Source organism: Dietzia natronolimnaea (assembly GCF_002289575.1).
Classification (GTDB): domain Bacteria; phylum Actinomycetota; class Actinomycetes; order Mycobacteriales; family Mycobacteriaceae; genus Dietzia; species Dietzia natronolimnaea_A.
In genome coordinates this window covers 21,363-35,029 of the sequence record NZ_NTGA01000019.1, presented here as the reverse complement: position 1 = coordinate 35,029, position 13,667 = coordinate 21,363, and the positions used below count along the sequence as shown (strand labels likewise).

General features: G+C 72.1%; 14 protein-coding genes. 7 read left to right on the top strand and 7 right to left on the bottom strand.

Annotated features, from left to right (window positions below; genetic code table 11):
- Positions 1 to 61: 61 nt before the first annotated feature.
- Complete coding sequence (locus tag CEY15_RS11065) at positions 62 to 1,225, bottom strand: alpha/beta hydrolase (protein WP_095718498.1); 1,164 nt, start codon at positions 1,223 to 1,225, stop codon at positions 62 to 64.
- 3 nt (positions 1,226 to 1,228) lie between these two features.
- The gene (locus CEY15_RS11060) at positions 1,229 to 1,447 is read right to left on the bottom strand and encodes a pyrimidine dimer DNA glycosylase/endonuclease V (RefSeq protein WP_245847561.1); all 219 of its coding nucleotides are present in this window, start codon (positions 1,445 to 1,447) and stop codon (positions 1,229 to 1,231) included.
- A 51-nt stretch (positions 1,448 to 1,498) separates the two neighbouring features.
- On the opposite strand from CEY15_RS11060, the gene CEY15_RS11055 reads away from it, so the two are divergent.
- The gene (locus CEY15_RS11055) at positions 1,499 to 2,176 is read left to right on the top strand and encodes a DNA alkylation repair protein (protein ID WP_095718497.1); all 678 of its coding nucleotides are present in this window, start codon (positions 1,499 to 1,501) and stop codon (positions 2,174 to 2,176) included.
- Between the two features lie 8 nt (positions 2,177 to 2,184).
- Here CEY15_RS11055 and CEY15_RS11050 read toward each other — a convergent pair whose 3' ends face one another.
- A complete protein-coding gene (locus CEY15_RS11050) occupies positions 2,185 to 3,303 on the bottom strand; it encodes a glycosyltransferase family 4 protein (protein WP_095718569.1) in 1,119 nt (372 codons plus the stop codon).
- 61 nt (positions 3,304 to 3,364) lie between these two features.
- On the opposite strand from CEY15_RS11050, the gene CEY15_RS11045 reads away from it, so the two are divergent.
- The 6 genes from CEY15_RS11045 to CEY15_RS11020 all read left to right on the top strand — a co-directional run bounded on the left by CEY15_RS11045 (position 3,365) and on the right by CEY15_RS11020 (position 9,824).
- Positions 3,365 to 4,231, top strand: coding sequence for a WcbI family polysaccharide biosynthesis putative acetyltransferase (locus CEY15_RS11045; protein WP_095718496.1), 867 nt, complete (start codon positions 3,365 to 3,367; stop codon positions 4,229 to 4,231).
- A 5-nt stretch (positions 4,232 to 4,236) separates the two neighbouring features.
- Positions 4,237 to 5,295 carry a hypothetical protein gene (locus tag CEY15_RS11040; protein WP_095718495.1) on the top strand — a complete coding sequence of 353 codons (1,059 nt, stop codon included), beginning with the start codon at positions 4,237 to 4,239 and terminating at the stop codon, positions 5,293 to 5,295.
- The gene (locus tag CEY15_RS11035; protein WP_245847560.1) at positions 5,292 to 6,614 is read left to right on the top strand and encodes a glycosyltransferase; all 1,323 of its coding nucleotides are present in this window, start codon (positions 5,292 to 5,294) and stop codon (positions 6,612 to 6,614) included. The genes CEY15_RS11040 and CEY15_RS11035 overlap by 4 nt, the downstream gene beginning before the upstream one ends.
- A gap of 130 nt (positions 6,615 to 6,744) precedes the next feature.
- Positions 6,745 to 7,863, top strand: coding sequence for a glycosyltransferase (locus tag CEY15_RS11030; RefSeq protein WP_095718493.1), 1,119 nt, complete (start codon positions 6,745 to 6,747; stop codon positions 7,861 to 7,863).
- A 30-nt stretch (positions 7,864 to 7,893) separates the two neighbouring features.
- On the top strand, positions 7,894 to 8,955 hold the full coding sequence (locus CEY15_RS11025; RefSeq protein ID WP_095718492.1) for a glycosyltransferase: 1,062 nt from the start codon (positions 7,894 to 7,896) through the stop codon (positions 8,953 to 8,955).
- Positions 8,952 to 9,824 carry a glycosyltransferase family 2 protein gene (locus tag CEY15_RS11020; protein ID WP_176475091.1) on the top strand — a complete coding sequence of 291 codons (873 nt, stop codon included), beginning with the start codon at positions 8,952 to 8,954 and terminating at the stop codon, positions 9,822 to 9,824. Before CEY15_RS11025 ends, CEY15_RS11020 begins: the two co-directional genes overlap by 4 nt.
- A 39-nt stretch (positions 9,825 to 9,863) precedes the next feature.
- On the opposite strand, the gene CEY15_RS11015 is transcribed toward CEY15_RS11020, so the two are convergent.
- From CEY15_RS11015 to CEY15_RS11000, 4 genes are all read right to left on the bottom strand, one after another.
- A complete protein-coding gene (locus CEY15_RS11015; protein WP_095718491.1) occupies positions 9,864 to 10,655 on the bottom strand; it encodes an ABC transporter ATP-binding protein in 792 nt (263 codons plus the stop codon).
- A gap of 2 nt (positions 10,656 to 10,657) precedes the next feature.
- Entirely contained in the window at positions 10,658 to 11,632 is a 975-nt protein-coding gene (locus CEY15_RS11010; protein WP_095718490.1) for an ABC transporter permease, read from the bottom strand.
- Positions 11,629 to 12,612 carry an ABC transporter substrate-binding protein gene (locus tag CEY15_RS11005; protein ID WP_095718489.1) on the bottom strand — a complete coding sequence of 328 codons (984 nt, stop codon included), beginning with the start codon at positions 12,610 to 12,612 and terminating at the stop codon, positions 11,629 to 11,631. Before CEY15_RS11005 ends, CEY15_RS11010 begins: the two co-directional genes overlap by 4 nt.
- Positions 12,613 to 12,716: 104 nt before the next feature.
- Positions 12,717 to 13,520: a siderophore-interacting protein gene (locus CEY15_RS11000; RefSeq protein ID WP_095718488.1), complete on the bottom strand. Its 804-nt coding sequence runs from the start codon at positions 13,518 to 13,520 to the stop codon at positions 12,717 to 12,719.
- Positions 13,521 to 13,667 lie beyond the last annotated feature (147 nt).

Sequence of the window (13,667 nt, the reverse complement as noted above, 5' to 3'; positions counted from 1 at the left end):
GTAGTCGGGGTGGCCTCCGCTTTGGCGGTGTGTAACCCGGCGATGTCCACCCGCGTGACTTCTACCCCGGCGACGTTACGCCCGACGCGGCGAGAGGCTCGGTGAACCTCCGGATCGCCGCCACCACCGCGAGGTATCGGGCGGAGTTCACAGCGTCGAACCCGTGCTGCGCGCCGGGCAGCTCGGCGTAGACCACGGGGTTCGACGACCCACCCCGCAGGTGACGCACCAGCCTGCGCGAGCCCTTGACCGGGGTGTACATGTCGTCCGTCCCGTGGATGATCGCGACCGGGGGCGCCCCCTCCGCGGGGTGGCGGACCGGATCGGAGACGTCCTTGGTCTCCGCGCCCAGGCGGCCGTAGTAGCCGTAGAGCCCGATCGCGCCGGCCAGCGTCGTGTCGAGGTCCTCGAAACCGGGCTGGAACCGCGGGTCACCGGCGGTCAGCGCGGTCATCATGGCGATGTGCGCGCCGGCCGAGCTACCCGCCACCACGATCGGGGCGTCCGCCGGGATGCCGTGCAGGGGGCCCTCCGTGCGGATCCAGCGGATCAGGCTCTTGATGTCCACGAGGTGCTGCGGGAACCCCGTCTCCGGTGTGGGGGAGAGGTGATAAGTGGTGCTGATGGCGGCCCATCCGCGGAGCGCGTGGTCGAAGAGCATGGCCCGCGACTCACGGCTCGGACCGCCCGCGCGGAAGTGCCCGCCGTGGATGTGGATCAGCACGCCCCTGACGCGACCGCCGCCCTGACCGGCGCCCTTTCCGGTGTACAGGTCGAATCGGGTGGTGCGGGCGTCGGGCCCGTAGGCGAGGCGCGTACGGGCCTCGATGCCGCGCGGTCGGAGGGGCCACGGTTGGAGGAGCACCTTTCGCCAGGGAGTGCGGCCGCGGGCTGCGGGCCCGGTGGTGCCAGCGTGCGCTCGCTCGGACTCGTCGAACGCCCCCTGAAGGGCGCGTCCGGCGGCGAGCTGCCTGGCCTGGACCACCGCCAGCCCGGCGCAGGTGACGGCGGCCAGGCCCGCCCCGGCGAGGTCGGTTCGGGTGACCGGGCGGCGGGTCAGTCGCGCGGCCGTCACCGCCGCGACCCCCGCTCCCACATGGAGCGGCATCTCCAGCGCAGGCAGACCCATCGCCCACCCCGCCGCCGCGGCGGGGAAGGGGGCGCGCACCGGGCGCAGCGCCAGGGCCGTGGAGAGGGCGGGTGGGGTGAGCAGCAACGGCAGCACGGGTCAGGCCTCCGGGTGGGGTGGGCGCCGCCGGGCCGCGAGCGGCCCCGAGACGAGATCGAACGTCGAGTGAGGCGTCGTGCGGAAGCGTCCCGGCGGCGGGTGACGGTGATAGCCCCCGGGGTGCCCGCGGAGTACCTTCTGAGCCAGGAGTCCCTCACGCCACCCGGCGACCAGCGCGACGCGGTCGAGCAGGTCGGGACGGATGCTCCACAGGCGCATCCGGCGAGTATAGGACCGTGGGCGCGGGGCGGCGCGGAGGAGGAGACCGAGATGACGACGACGAGCGAGCCGGATCTCGACGAGGTGATGGCCGAGCTGGCCGCACTGGAGGACCCGAGGATCTTGGCGGTCAACGAGCGGCACGGAGACGACCACGCGGTCAACCTCACGACGCTGCGCGCGGTGGCCAAGAGGATCAAGAAGAACCAGGCGTTCGCGGAGGAACTGTGGGCCACCGGCGACTCGGCGGCGCGCCTGCTCGCGCTGCTGATCTGCCGTCCCAAGGAGTTCTCTCCCGGCCGACTCGACGAGATGCTGCGCGAGGCCCGCACCCGCAAGGTGCACGACTGGTTGGTCGGGTACGTGGTGATGAAGGGCCCGCACGCCGAACAACTGCGCCTGGAGTGGCTGGGTGATCCCGATCCGGTGGTCGCCGCCGCCGGATGGGCGCTCACCGCGGACCGGGTGGTCAAGAAGCCCGAGGGACTGGACCTGCCGGGACTGTTGGACGCGATCGAGGTCGAGATGTCAGGCGCGCACGAGAGGCTGCAGTGGGAGATGAACACGTGCCTCGCGCAGATCGGGATCCAGAACCCGGACCTGCGTGACCGCGCCCGGGGTATCGGCGAGCGGCTCGGGGTCCTCCGGGACTATCCGACCCCGCCGGGCTGCACCTCGCCCTACGCGCCCGAGTGGATCGACGAGATGGTGCGCCGCAACGGGGGCTGACGTGCTGACTAGGAACTGCCCGCGCGACGAGAGGCGACGGCCGCGAGGGCCGTGCGGTAGAGCTCCGCATGGGCCGCGGCGACCGCGCCGTCCTCGGCAGCGGCCGCGCGAACGGGGACCGGCGGGGTGCTCAGAGCGGCGGCAAGCGCCCGGCGCAGTTCGTCGACGGTCGGTTCTATGGGGTCGTAGGAGACCGCCGGGTGACCCCACTGCTCGATCAGGTAGCCGATGTCCGGGATGACCGGTGGCAGGCCCAGATCCCGGCACAACTCCAGCCATCCGGAATGCGTCCCGTGGCGGTGGGGCAGGACCAGGGCGTCGAACCCGGACAGGGCCCGGCAGAGCTCGACGTTGGTCAGGAGGTCGTGGGGGCGGACCTCGACGTGCGGGAGTTCGGTCAGTGTATCGAGAGCGTGCGCCGCCTCATGGCGTGTGTGACCGGGAGCTCGGGCGCTGGCGAGGGCGTCGGAGCGCACCATCACCACCAGGTCGGTTTGGGAGGGCAGTGCGTCCGCCAGGCGCGGCAACAGGCCCTCGGCGGCGACCCCGGCCCTCAGCGAGCCCAGCGCCACACCCACGGTCCCGGTGCGGCCGGCCTTCTCGAGACGGCCCAGGCGGTGCGGCTCGGTGACTTCGGCCGGCATCAGCCGGGGATGGGGGATGACCCGGGAGTCCACGCCCCACCTCCGCCGTATCTCATCCGCCGCGCCCGCGGTCAGGGTGATGACCGCGTCCGCCCCTCGTACCAGGATCCCGGTGCGTTCGAGATGCATGGCCGGGTCGGGCTCGTGGGGATTGGTCAGGTCGTGCACGGTCACCACCAACGGCACCCCCCGTGTCCGGACCGCGGCGACGAACTCCGCGACCTGTGCCGGGCTCCGGTGCTCGTAACCGAAGTGAACGTGGACGAGGTCGGTGCCGTCCAGCACCTCGGGACGAGCAGCGGCCTCGAGCGCGGGGTGCGGCCACCACCGTGTGGGTTCGCCCGGGTCGAGGAGGGGATCGGCGAGCACCACGATGTCCCCCCGTTCGATGGCGGAGCCGAGGGCGTGGCGCACGTAATCATGGCCCGCGGGGATCGACCGGACCCGGAGGGGGCCTGCAGCAGAGGTGTGGTCGGGGGTCACCCCGTCACCGTGCCACGTCTGCCGGTTGCCGCCACCTGAGGCCCTGCCTACGCTCGGCGCGGTGAGTACCACCGCCCAGCCGTCCGTCATGGTGATCGGCAACTGCCAGGCCGATGTCTACCGCGACCTCCTGCGCTCCGTCGACGGGATCTCGGTGACGGACGTGCGGCCGGTGTACGAGATGACGGCTCGTGACCTCCCGGAGTTACACGCGGACCTCGCGCGCACCGACGTGCTGATCATCCAGCCCATCCGTGACGACTACCGTGACCTGCCCCTCGGCCATCGCCAACTCGCCGCCCGGTTGCCGGCCTCGGCGACTGTGGTGCTGGTGCCCGTCCTGCGGTACGCCGGATTACACCCGTATCAGGTGCTGATCCGGCCCCCGCACGATCGCTCACTCGTGCCGCCGATCGCCCCGTACCACGACCTCCGGGCCATCGTGGCCGCCGCGACAGGCGACCGGGAGGTGCTCGGCGCCGCCCCCGACCCCGATCAGGCGCTCGCGTCGGCGCAGGAATCGATGGAGGCGCTGCGCACCCGCGAGCAGGCACACGGCACCCTGATCGCCTCTGACCTTCTCGAGGGCGTCCCGCGCTGGCACACCATCAACCACCCGGACCGTCACACGCTGCAGGAGGTGTTCCGCCGCGTCCTCGATGCCCTGCCCGCGGGCCTGATCGACCACCCGCCTCGCATCGGCGACCGCGAATTGCTCGGGGCCACGCGGGCACCCGTGGACCGGGCGGTCGAACGCGCGCTCGACCTCCCGGAAACCGGTCCCCGTGACTGGCTCGTCGACGGAGTCCGGTTCTCGGTCGAGGAGGTCACGCAAGCGCACCTGGCCTGGTACACCTCCACCACGGGGGTGGTCGAGGAGGGGCTACGCCGCCACTCCGACCGGATCGACCTCCTGGGGCTGAGGTGAGCGACATGCAGACACCGCCGCGAGACGGCCCGTCGACCCCGCCACCGACCCCGCCGCTGACGATCGCTCTCGGCCCGCCGGCGCACGGGGTGACGCGGTTCGCCGCCGACTGCGCACACGCCGCCGGGACTCCACTTCTCGAGGTTTCCGAGTCGGCCCGGTTGATGGAGGCACTGGCCGCTCATCCGGGCAGCGCCGTTCACCTGCACCTCACCGACTCGTTGTTCGGGGCGACGCCGGACGAGGCGGCCGACACGGTCGAGGTCATAGCCCGGGACCGTCCGGTGGCCGTCACGCTCCACGACATCCCCCAGCCGGCCGAGGGCGCTGAGCGGTGCCGACGCCGGAGGGGGGCCTATCAGCGCATCGCGGCCGCGGCGGGACTGGTGGTGGTGAGCTCCGAACACGAGCGTCGCCTCTGTGACGCGGCGGGGATCGTCGTCGGCGCGATGATCCCCCTGCCCGTCCCCGACCTCGGCGTCGTCGGCTCACCGACCCGACCGGGCGTCGGCTCGCACCCCGAAGCGGCGCGGCGGGACGAGCGATCGGTGGGAGTCTTCGGGTTCCTGCACCCCGGAAAGGCGGTGGACCTGGTGGCGCAGGCGGTCGCCGAGCTCGCCGCCGACGGCGACCACTCGGTCAGCCTGCGACTGCTCGGGGCGCCCGCCGACGGGCACGAGGACTACGTGCGAGTCGCGGTGGAGACCGTGCGAGCGGCGGGTGGGCGCGCCGAAGTGACCGGACATATCGACGACGACGACCTCGCCCGCGTCCTCGGCGAGGTGACGGTGCCGGTCGCCCTGTTCCGCAACGTCTCGGCCTCGGGGTCGATCAACACCTGGGCCGCCGCCGGACGCCGCCCGCTCGTCAACACGTCGGACTACACGCGGGAGATGGAGTCGAGGCACCCCGGATCGCTTCTGTTCACCGATGGCTCCGACCTGCCCGGTGACCTGCGGCGACTGCTGGACGACCCCGCCCCGACCCGAATCGACCCGCCCAGCCCCGGGCTGGAGGAACTGGGCCGGGCATACCTGCGCGCGTGGGACGGCTGGGGGGCATGAGCGGGCGTCGGATGGGTGTGGACCCGGCGTTCGGGGACCCGATGAGCGTGGACGTGGTGATCCCGTATTACCGGGACCAGCGGATGCTCGACAGAATCGTGGCGGCCCTGGCTCGCCAGACCGGCCTGGCCCGGCCGCCGCGGGTGATCGTCGCCGACGACGGTTCGCCCACCCCACCGACCGTCCCGCCCGAGGTGACCGTGGTGCGGCAGGACGATCGAGGCTTCCGGGCGTCCGCCGCACGCCACCTGGGCGCGTCGGCCGGCGACGGCGAGGTGATCTTGTTCCTCGACGGCGACACCGTCCCCGCTCCCGGGTACGTGGCCGCCCTTCTCGCCGCGCTCGATCAGAGTCCGGACCTGCTGGTGGTGGGCCGACGCAGGTACGGGCGGTTCGCGGCCGCGGACGTGTCCGAGCCGATCGAGGTGCTCCCCGATCCCGCCTGGCCCGCCTCGTTCTATGCCGGCACCGACGACCTGACCCGCGACGACGGCGGTTGGAACGCGGGCCTGTGGCGCGGGGTGCTCTCGGCGGTGTGCGGACTGCACCGACGCCTCTACGACCTGGCCGGCGGGTTCGACCCCCGGATCGTCGGTTACGGCGGCGAGGACTGGGACCTGGCCTGGCGCTGCGAGCAGGTCGGTGGCCGCCTGCGCTACGTTCCCGGTGCCGTGGCCTGGCACGACGGCCCGGACTGGAGCGGGCGGGGGGAGGACGATCCCGGTCACGTCGCCCAGAAGAACGCCGAGACCGCCCGTCTGGCCCGCCTCATCGTCTCCCCGCTCACCCGTCCGTCCGGCGGCATCTTCGGGGTCCCACTCGTCGCCGTGCACGTCCACGCCGGGGAGCGGGGGAGCGGGGCCGACGCGGCGGCCTGCGCCTCCCTCGTCTGTTGGGGCGATGTCTCGGTGACCGCGGACCCGGCAAGCTCCGACGCCGCGGAGATCGCGGAGCTCTTCGGCGCCGACCCCCGGGTCCGGCTCGCCGCGCGACCCCGGTGGTGGGAACCGGCATCGCAAGGGGCGGGACCTCGTCGTCGTCCTGAGGTCCTGATCGACCTCCTCCGTCCCTGCGCACTCGGGGCGCTCGACCCGGGGCGGTTGCGCGCCCTGTGCCCGCCCGTGGGGATGCTCACGCTCGACGACGACGAGGGCCGCGTCCTCGCGCGGATCCGCACCTCGCGCGCTCTGGCGCGGGAGCACCTGTGGGGAGACCGCCCCGGCGAACCGGTCGTGATCCACGCCGCGGACCTGGGGGTCACGCGCTTCTCGGCGGACGACGCGGGGGTCCGACTCGAGCGGATCCTGGGCGGCTGGTGACCCCGACGAGACCCCTCCGGTGGCGGCGGGCCCCCCGGGGGGTCACCATCTGAGTCTCGGGGCAACCGACCGAGAATCGGACGCCCGAACCAGTCGGAGCGTCCGGCATGCCAGGAGCGAGAGGGGGCCCGTGGACGCACAGAGCGACGAGCCGATGACCATCGCGGTGATAGGGCCCTCACGGTTCCCCATCCGCGAGCCGTACGCCGGTGGACTCGAGGTGGTGGTGGCCAAGGAGGTCGCGGCCCTGCGCTCGCGAGGGCACCATGTGACGCTGTTCGCCGCCGCCGGTAGCGAGGGCCACGACCCCCGGTTCGAGTTCACCGCGATGTCCGGTGTGGCCGGTTTCGGGGACAGCTTCTACCCGAAGGGTGGATACGAGGCGGACGCCGCCGAGTTCCACAGGCTGATGGATCACCTCGCCGAGTCCAGGTTCGACGTGATCCTCAACCACAGCCTCAGCCACGTCCCCCTCATCCGGGCCGCGGAGATGGACGCCCGCATGATCACCACGCTGCACTGTCCGGCGCTCGCCCCGATGCAGGACGCCTTCGACCAGTTCGGGGGACTGACCGGGATGGTCCACGCCGTCAGTCGGTCGGTCCTCGGGTCGTGGCGGGTGCCGCAGGGCGCCGAAGTGATCCCCAACGGGGTCGAGACCCGGATCTGGCGGCCCCACCCCCCGTCCGCGACCACGCACACGTCCGGGATCCCGCCGCGGGCGGTGTGGTGCGGGCGCATCGTCCCGGAGAAGGCCCCGCACCTGGCGGTCGACGCCGCTCTGCGCGCGGGCATGGAGCTCGACCTGGCCGGCCGGATCGGCGACGACCGATACATGCGCACAGTCCTGGCCCCGCGTCTTCGCCAGGCCGGGGACTCGGTCCGGTTTCACGGTGCGCTCGGACGCGAGTCACTGGTCCCCCTGGTCGCGAGGGCCTCGGTGGCCCTGGTGACCCCGTGCTGGGAGGAGCCGTTCGGGTTGACCGCCATCGAACCGCTCGCGTGCGGGACCCCCGTGGTCGCGCTCGCCCGCGGCGGCATCCGTGAGATCCTCCGCGGCCAACCCGGCGTCGTCCTGGTCGATCCGGGCCGCGACCCGGCCTCCGCCCTCGCGGCAGCCGTCCCCGTGGCCCTGACCTTCGACCGCGTGGCCACCGCCCGCGCTGCCGCCGCGGCGTTCTCCCACGAGCGGCGGATCGACCGGGTCGAGGCGCGGTTGAGGGCGCTCCCGATCGGGGTGGCCGGATGAGCGGGACGGTCGGATGATCGGTACGGCCGCATGATCGGGATGTACGCCCACCATCACGGCAGTGGGCACCTCCAGCGCGCGTTCGCGGTCGCCGCCCATGTGGACGACGAGGTCACCATCCTGACCTCGGCGAACGTCGAAGCGGCGACCAATCCGGACCCCACTCGCATCCGGGTGCTCCCCCTGCCACTGGATCACGACGGGCCGGGCGCGGTGGCGGAGCCCGACCGGCCGGTCCTCGAGCCGACCGCCGGCGGCCGCTTGCACTGGGCCCCGCTGGGGCAGCCGGGCCTGAGACGACGGACGGCGATGCTGACGGGTTGGATCGACACCCACCGGCCCACCGTGATGTGGACAGACGTCTCCGTCGAGGTCACGCTCGCCACGCGCCTGACGGGCACCCCTGTCGTCTCCACCGTTCTCCCCGGACGGCGTGACGACATCCCGCACACACTCGCGCACGGGGTGTGCTCGGCCCTGGTCGCCGGGTGGCCTCGCTCAGCCGGTGCTCCCGTCCCCGCCGGGGCGACCGAACCGCTGATCCCGGTGGGCGGGGTGTCGCGGTTCGCCGGCCGCCACCCCGACCAGGCCGACAGAGGACACGGCCGCGCTCGGGTGCTGCACCTGCGGGGAAGCGGAGGATCCGGTCGCGACCGGCGGTGGGACGCGGTCCGCGACGAGCTCGATGGTGTGGAGTGGGTGGAGCTCGGGGGCCCCGGTGGTCGCTGGGTGTCTGATCCGTGGAGCGAACTGTGCCGCGCCGACGTGGTGATCAGCGCGGCCGGTCAGAGTTCGGTGGCCGACCTCGCCGCCGCCGACGCCCACGTCGTCGCGGTGCCCGAGGAGCGGCCCTTCGGCGAGCAGGACGACACCGCTGCCAAGCTCGACGGGCTCGGCCACGGCGCCGTGGTCGGTCATGACTCCACCGTCGCGCACCTCGTCCGCGCGGTGCGGCGGACCCTCGAACGCTCCCGGTCGACGCCCGGGGCGGGTTCCGGGCTGCGCGAGGCCTGGGAGATCGACGGCGCGGCGGGGCGGTTGGCCGCGGTGCTGGAGACGGTGGCGGCGGACTCGATGGCCGGTGCCCGATGACACGTCGCGATCCCACCCCGTCATCGGTCGCCGTGGTGACCGTGTGTACCCCCACGCGGGCCGATCACCTGAGGTCGCAGCGGCGCGCGCTCGACGCGCACCTGCCCGGTGCCCGCCACGTGGTGGTTCTTCCGGAACGCCCCGGTAGCGAGGAGCTGGCCGCCGAGCTCCTCGCGGACGGCGCGGACCCACTGGAGCTCCCGGCGGGGCCGGACCTGCCGGTGGCCCGTTGCCGCAACGCGGGCGGGGACCGGGCCGTCGAGACCGGCGCAGAGCTGATCATCTTCCTTGACGTCGACTGCATGCCCGGCCCGGACCTGGGCTCCCGGTACGCGGATCTTCCGCCTGACACGGTGGGGATGGGGCCGGTCACCTATCTGCCAGAGTCGGTGGGTGCTCCGGACCCCGCCGAGCTCGCGGGCCTCACCGACCCGCACCCGGCGCGACCGTTCCCCGAGCACGGCCTGCAGCGACTCGAGGCGGGCGAGTTCGGGATGTTCTGGTCGCTGTCGTTCGCCCTGCACGCAGCTCTCTGGACACGGCTCCGCAGGGAGTTCGGTGGGTTCGACGAGCACTACACGGGCTACGGCGCGGAGGACACCGACTTCGGTCGCCGACTGCTGTACCGGCGGATCCCGGTGGTGCTGGTGGCGGGCGCCCACGCCTACCACCGGTGGCATCCCGTCTCGTCTCCGCCGGTGGAGCACCTGCAGGATCTGCTGCGCAACGGAGCCCACTACGCCGAACGCTGGGGTGAGTGGCCCGCACCGGGGTGGTTCGAGGAGTTCGAGCGGAGGGGACTGGTCCGCCGCGACGGCGACGGGTGGATCGCGGCTCCCGCCCACCGGAACTCTTCAGGCGGGGGCTGAGGCGGGGGGCTGAGGCAGCCGGGCCGCAGCGGGCGGACCTCAGCCCAGGAACGCCTTGTCGGAGAGTGTCGCGCCCTTGATGTTGGCGAACTCCTTGAGGAGATCCTGCACGGTGAGCGACGCCTTCTTCTGGTCGTCGGCCTCGTAGACGATCCGGCCCTCGTGCATCATGATCAGCCGGTTGCCCAGCCGGATGGCCTGCTCCATGTTGTGCGTGACCATGAGCGTGGTGAGACCGCCCTCGCGGACGATCCGCTCGGTGATCGTGGTGACCAGCTCGGCCCGCTGCGGGTCCAGGGCCGCAGTGTGCTCGTCGAGCAGCATGATCCGCGGTTGGGTGAACCCGGCCATGAGGAGCGAGAGCGCCTGTCGCTGGCCTCCCGAGAGCAACCCGACCTTGGCGGTGAGCCGGTCCTCGAGACCCAGCTCGAGCATGGCGAGCTGGTCGGCGAACTGCGCGCGGCGCTTCTTGTTCAGGCTGGGGCCGAGCCCCCGTCGCCTGCCCCGCAGGACCGCGAGCGACAGGTTCTCCTCGATGGTGAGGGTGGGCGCGGTCCCGGCCAGCGGGTCCTGGAAGACGCGGCCCACGTACTTCGCACGCTTGTGGTCGCGAAGTCGGGAGACGTTCCTACCGTCGATGTCGATCCGCCCGGCGTCGGGGATCAACCGCCCGGACACGACGTTGAGCAGGGTCGACTTGCCGGCGCCGTTGGAGCCGATCACGGTGACGAAGTCGCCCTCGGCCATCGTGAGGCTGAGACCGTGGAGTGCGCGGCGCTCGTTGACGGTGCCCGGGAAGAAGGTCTTGGACACATCGGTGACTGTCAGCATCGTCAGGTCTCCTTGGCGCCGGTCGCGGCGGTGTCGGCGGACTCGGGCCCGGCGTCGACGGCGGTCCCGGCGCCCGCCACCGCGCGCTCGTTCGCGGCGACCGCGGTCGTGGGCTTGCGCCCGAACCGACCACCCAAGGATTTCCACCTGGGCACGAGCAGTGCGATCACCACCAGGATCGCCGTGATGGCCTTCATGTCGTTGGGGTTCAGGCCCACCTGCAGGGCCGCGAAGATGATGAGGCGGTAGAGCACCGCACCCACGACCACGGCGAACACGGCGAACACCAGCCTGCGCTGGCCGAGGATCGCCTGGCCGAGGATCACCGAGGCCAGGCCCACCAGGATCAGCCCCACGCCCATCGAGATGTCGGCGAATCCGCTGTACTGCGCGACCAGGGCGCCGCACATGCCCACGAGGCCGTTGGACAGGGCGAGGGTGAGGGTCTTGGTGAAGTCGGTGGAGACACCGAACGAGGAGATCATCGGGCCGTTGTCGCCCGTGGCGCGGATCGACAGTCCCAGGTTCGTGGTGAGGAACCAGACGACGACGAGGCCGAGCAGCACCACGGCCAGCGCGAGGACGGCGACGCCACCCCAGGTGCCGAGGATGCCGGCCTCGCGCAGCGGTGTGAACGCGGTGTCCTGACGCAGCAGCGGGACGTTCGCGCCTCCCATGATCCGCAGGTTGGCCGACCACAGGGCGATCATGGTGAGGATGCCGGCCAGTAGCCCGTCGATCTTGCCCTTGGTGTGCAACAGTCCGGTGACCACGCCGGCGAGGAACCCGGTGACGAAACCCGCGAGGGTCGCGACCACCGGGTTCCAGCCGGCGAGGAGTGCGGTCGCCGCGGTGGCGGCGCCGGTGGTGAAGCTGCCGTCGACGGTGAGGTCGGGGAAGTTGAGCACGCGGAAGGTCAGATAGACCCCCAGCGCCATGACCCCGTAGATGAGGCCTACCTCGACGGCGCCGATCACTTCTTCTCAGCCTCGGCGAGGATGTCCTCCGGGATGGTGACGCCCTGGCGCTCGGCGGCGGCCTCGTTGACCACGTAGGTGAACTCCGTCGCGGTCTCGACCGGCATCGTGGCCGGGTCCTCGCCGTCGCGGAGGATGCGCAGCGCCATCTCGCCGGTCTGGCGGCCGAGCTCGGTGTAGTCGATGCCCAGCGTGGCGACGGCGCCGCCCTCGACGGTGCCCTCCTCCGCGGCGATCACGGGGATCTGCTTGGACTCGGCCACCTGGACCAGCGAGGCGATACCGGAGACGACCATGTTGTCGGTCGGTACGTAGATCGCGTCGACGTCACCGAGCGCCTCGACGGCCTGCTGGATCTCGTTGACCGTGGTGACGGTCTGGGTGACGATCTCCAGGTCGAGCGGGCCGGCGGCCTCCTCGGCCTGGTCCACCTGGACCTGCGAGTTGACCTCGCCCGAGGCGTAGACGATGCCGACGCGCTCTGCGTCGGGGACGATCTCCTTGAGCAGCTCGAGCTGCTCGTCGATCGGCGCGGCGTCCGAGGTGCCGGTGACGTTGGCGCCCGGCTCCTCCATCGAGTCGACGAGCTCGGCCGAGACAGGGTCGGTGACCGCGGTGAACAGCAGCGGGATGTTGATGATGTTCTGGGCCATCGCCTGGGCGGCGGGGGTCGCCACCGCCAGCGCGAGGTCCAGGTCGTCGGCGGCGAACTGCTGCGCGATGGTCAGCGCGGTGGCCTGCTCACCGTTGGCGTTCTGCTCGTTGAACTCCACCTCGACACCGGCGTCGGCGAAGGCCTCCTTGAAGCCCGCGGTGGCCGCGTCGAGAGCGGGGTGCTGGACGAGCTGGTTGATGCCGATCGTGTAGGACTCGCCGCCGCCACCGGCGGCGTCATCGTCGGAGCCGCCGGTGCAGCCTGCGAGGACGAGTGCCGAGGTGGCCACCAGTCCGGTGAAGAGCGTCGCGCGTGAGAATGCCATGTGCCATGCCTTGTCTACGGTCACGGGTGAGCGTGAGGGGCCGGATGCGTTAACAGTGCTGGCACATGAGGGTACCGGGTCACACCGACCGGGTAACCCGGGACTCACCTCACGGGTTGCTGATCCGGCTCCGATTCCGCCAACTCGCGTTTCCAGGTGCGGAAACCCTCCTCCGTGCGGCCCCGGCGCCAGTATCCCGAGATCGAGGCCCGCCGGGCCGGGACGCCGCGTCCGGAGCGCAGCAGGGGGCGCAGGTGCTTCATCACGGTCTCGGCCTCGCCGTGCACGAACACCTGCACGTCGCCGTCCGGCCACGGCATCTCCCGGAGGGCGACGACCAGCGGCGCGTCGCCGTCGATCCGTCCGGGGCCGGCGTGGGTGGAGGGGGTCCCGCGGTGCAGCCAGGTGATCCGCACCCCCTCCGGAGCGGTGAGCGACACCTCGTCGTCGTCGTCTCCCACCTCCAGGAACACCGCTCCCACCGAGTCCTCGGGCAGGGCCTCCAGCGCGGCGGAGATCGCGGGGACCGCGGTCTCGTCCCCGGCGAGGAGGTGGAAGTCCGCCTCGGGGTCGGGACGGTACCCGCCGCCCGGCCCCCGGACGGGGACGTCGGTCCCGGGCGCGACCGTCCGGGCCCACGGCCCCGCCACGCCCGCGTCTCCGTGCACGACGAAGTCGATCCAGATCTCGCGGGCCGGGAGGTCGACGCGTCGCACGGTGTAGGTCCGCACCACGGGGCCGTCCTCGGAGGGCAGTTCGAGTTTGACGTAGCTGTCGGTCTCCGCGCGCGGGGCGAAGGCGTCGAACCCCGCGCCGCCGAGGACGACCCGGACCATGTGGGCGCTCACCGTCTCGGTGCGCAGCACGGTGAGGGTGGTCGGGGTGGGGCTCTTGCGCTCATCTGCCACGGGGGTCTCCTTAAGTTAGGCAACCCTATCTTGCCAGTCGGTGCGTCCCGACCGCGCGGTCGCCCGACGGGTTCCCCCCTTCCGTGTTGCAATGTAAGATATATGTGATCTGAAACAGGGCCGTCGACGCGGGCGGCACGGACAGGC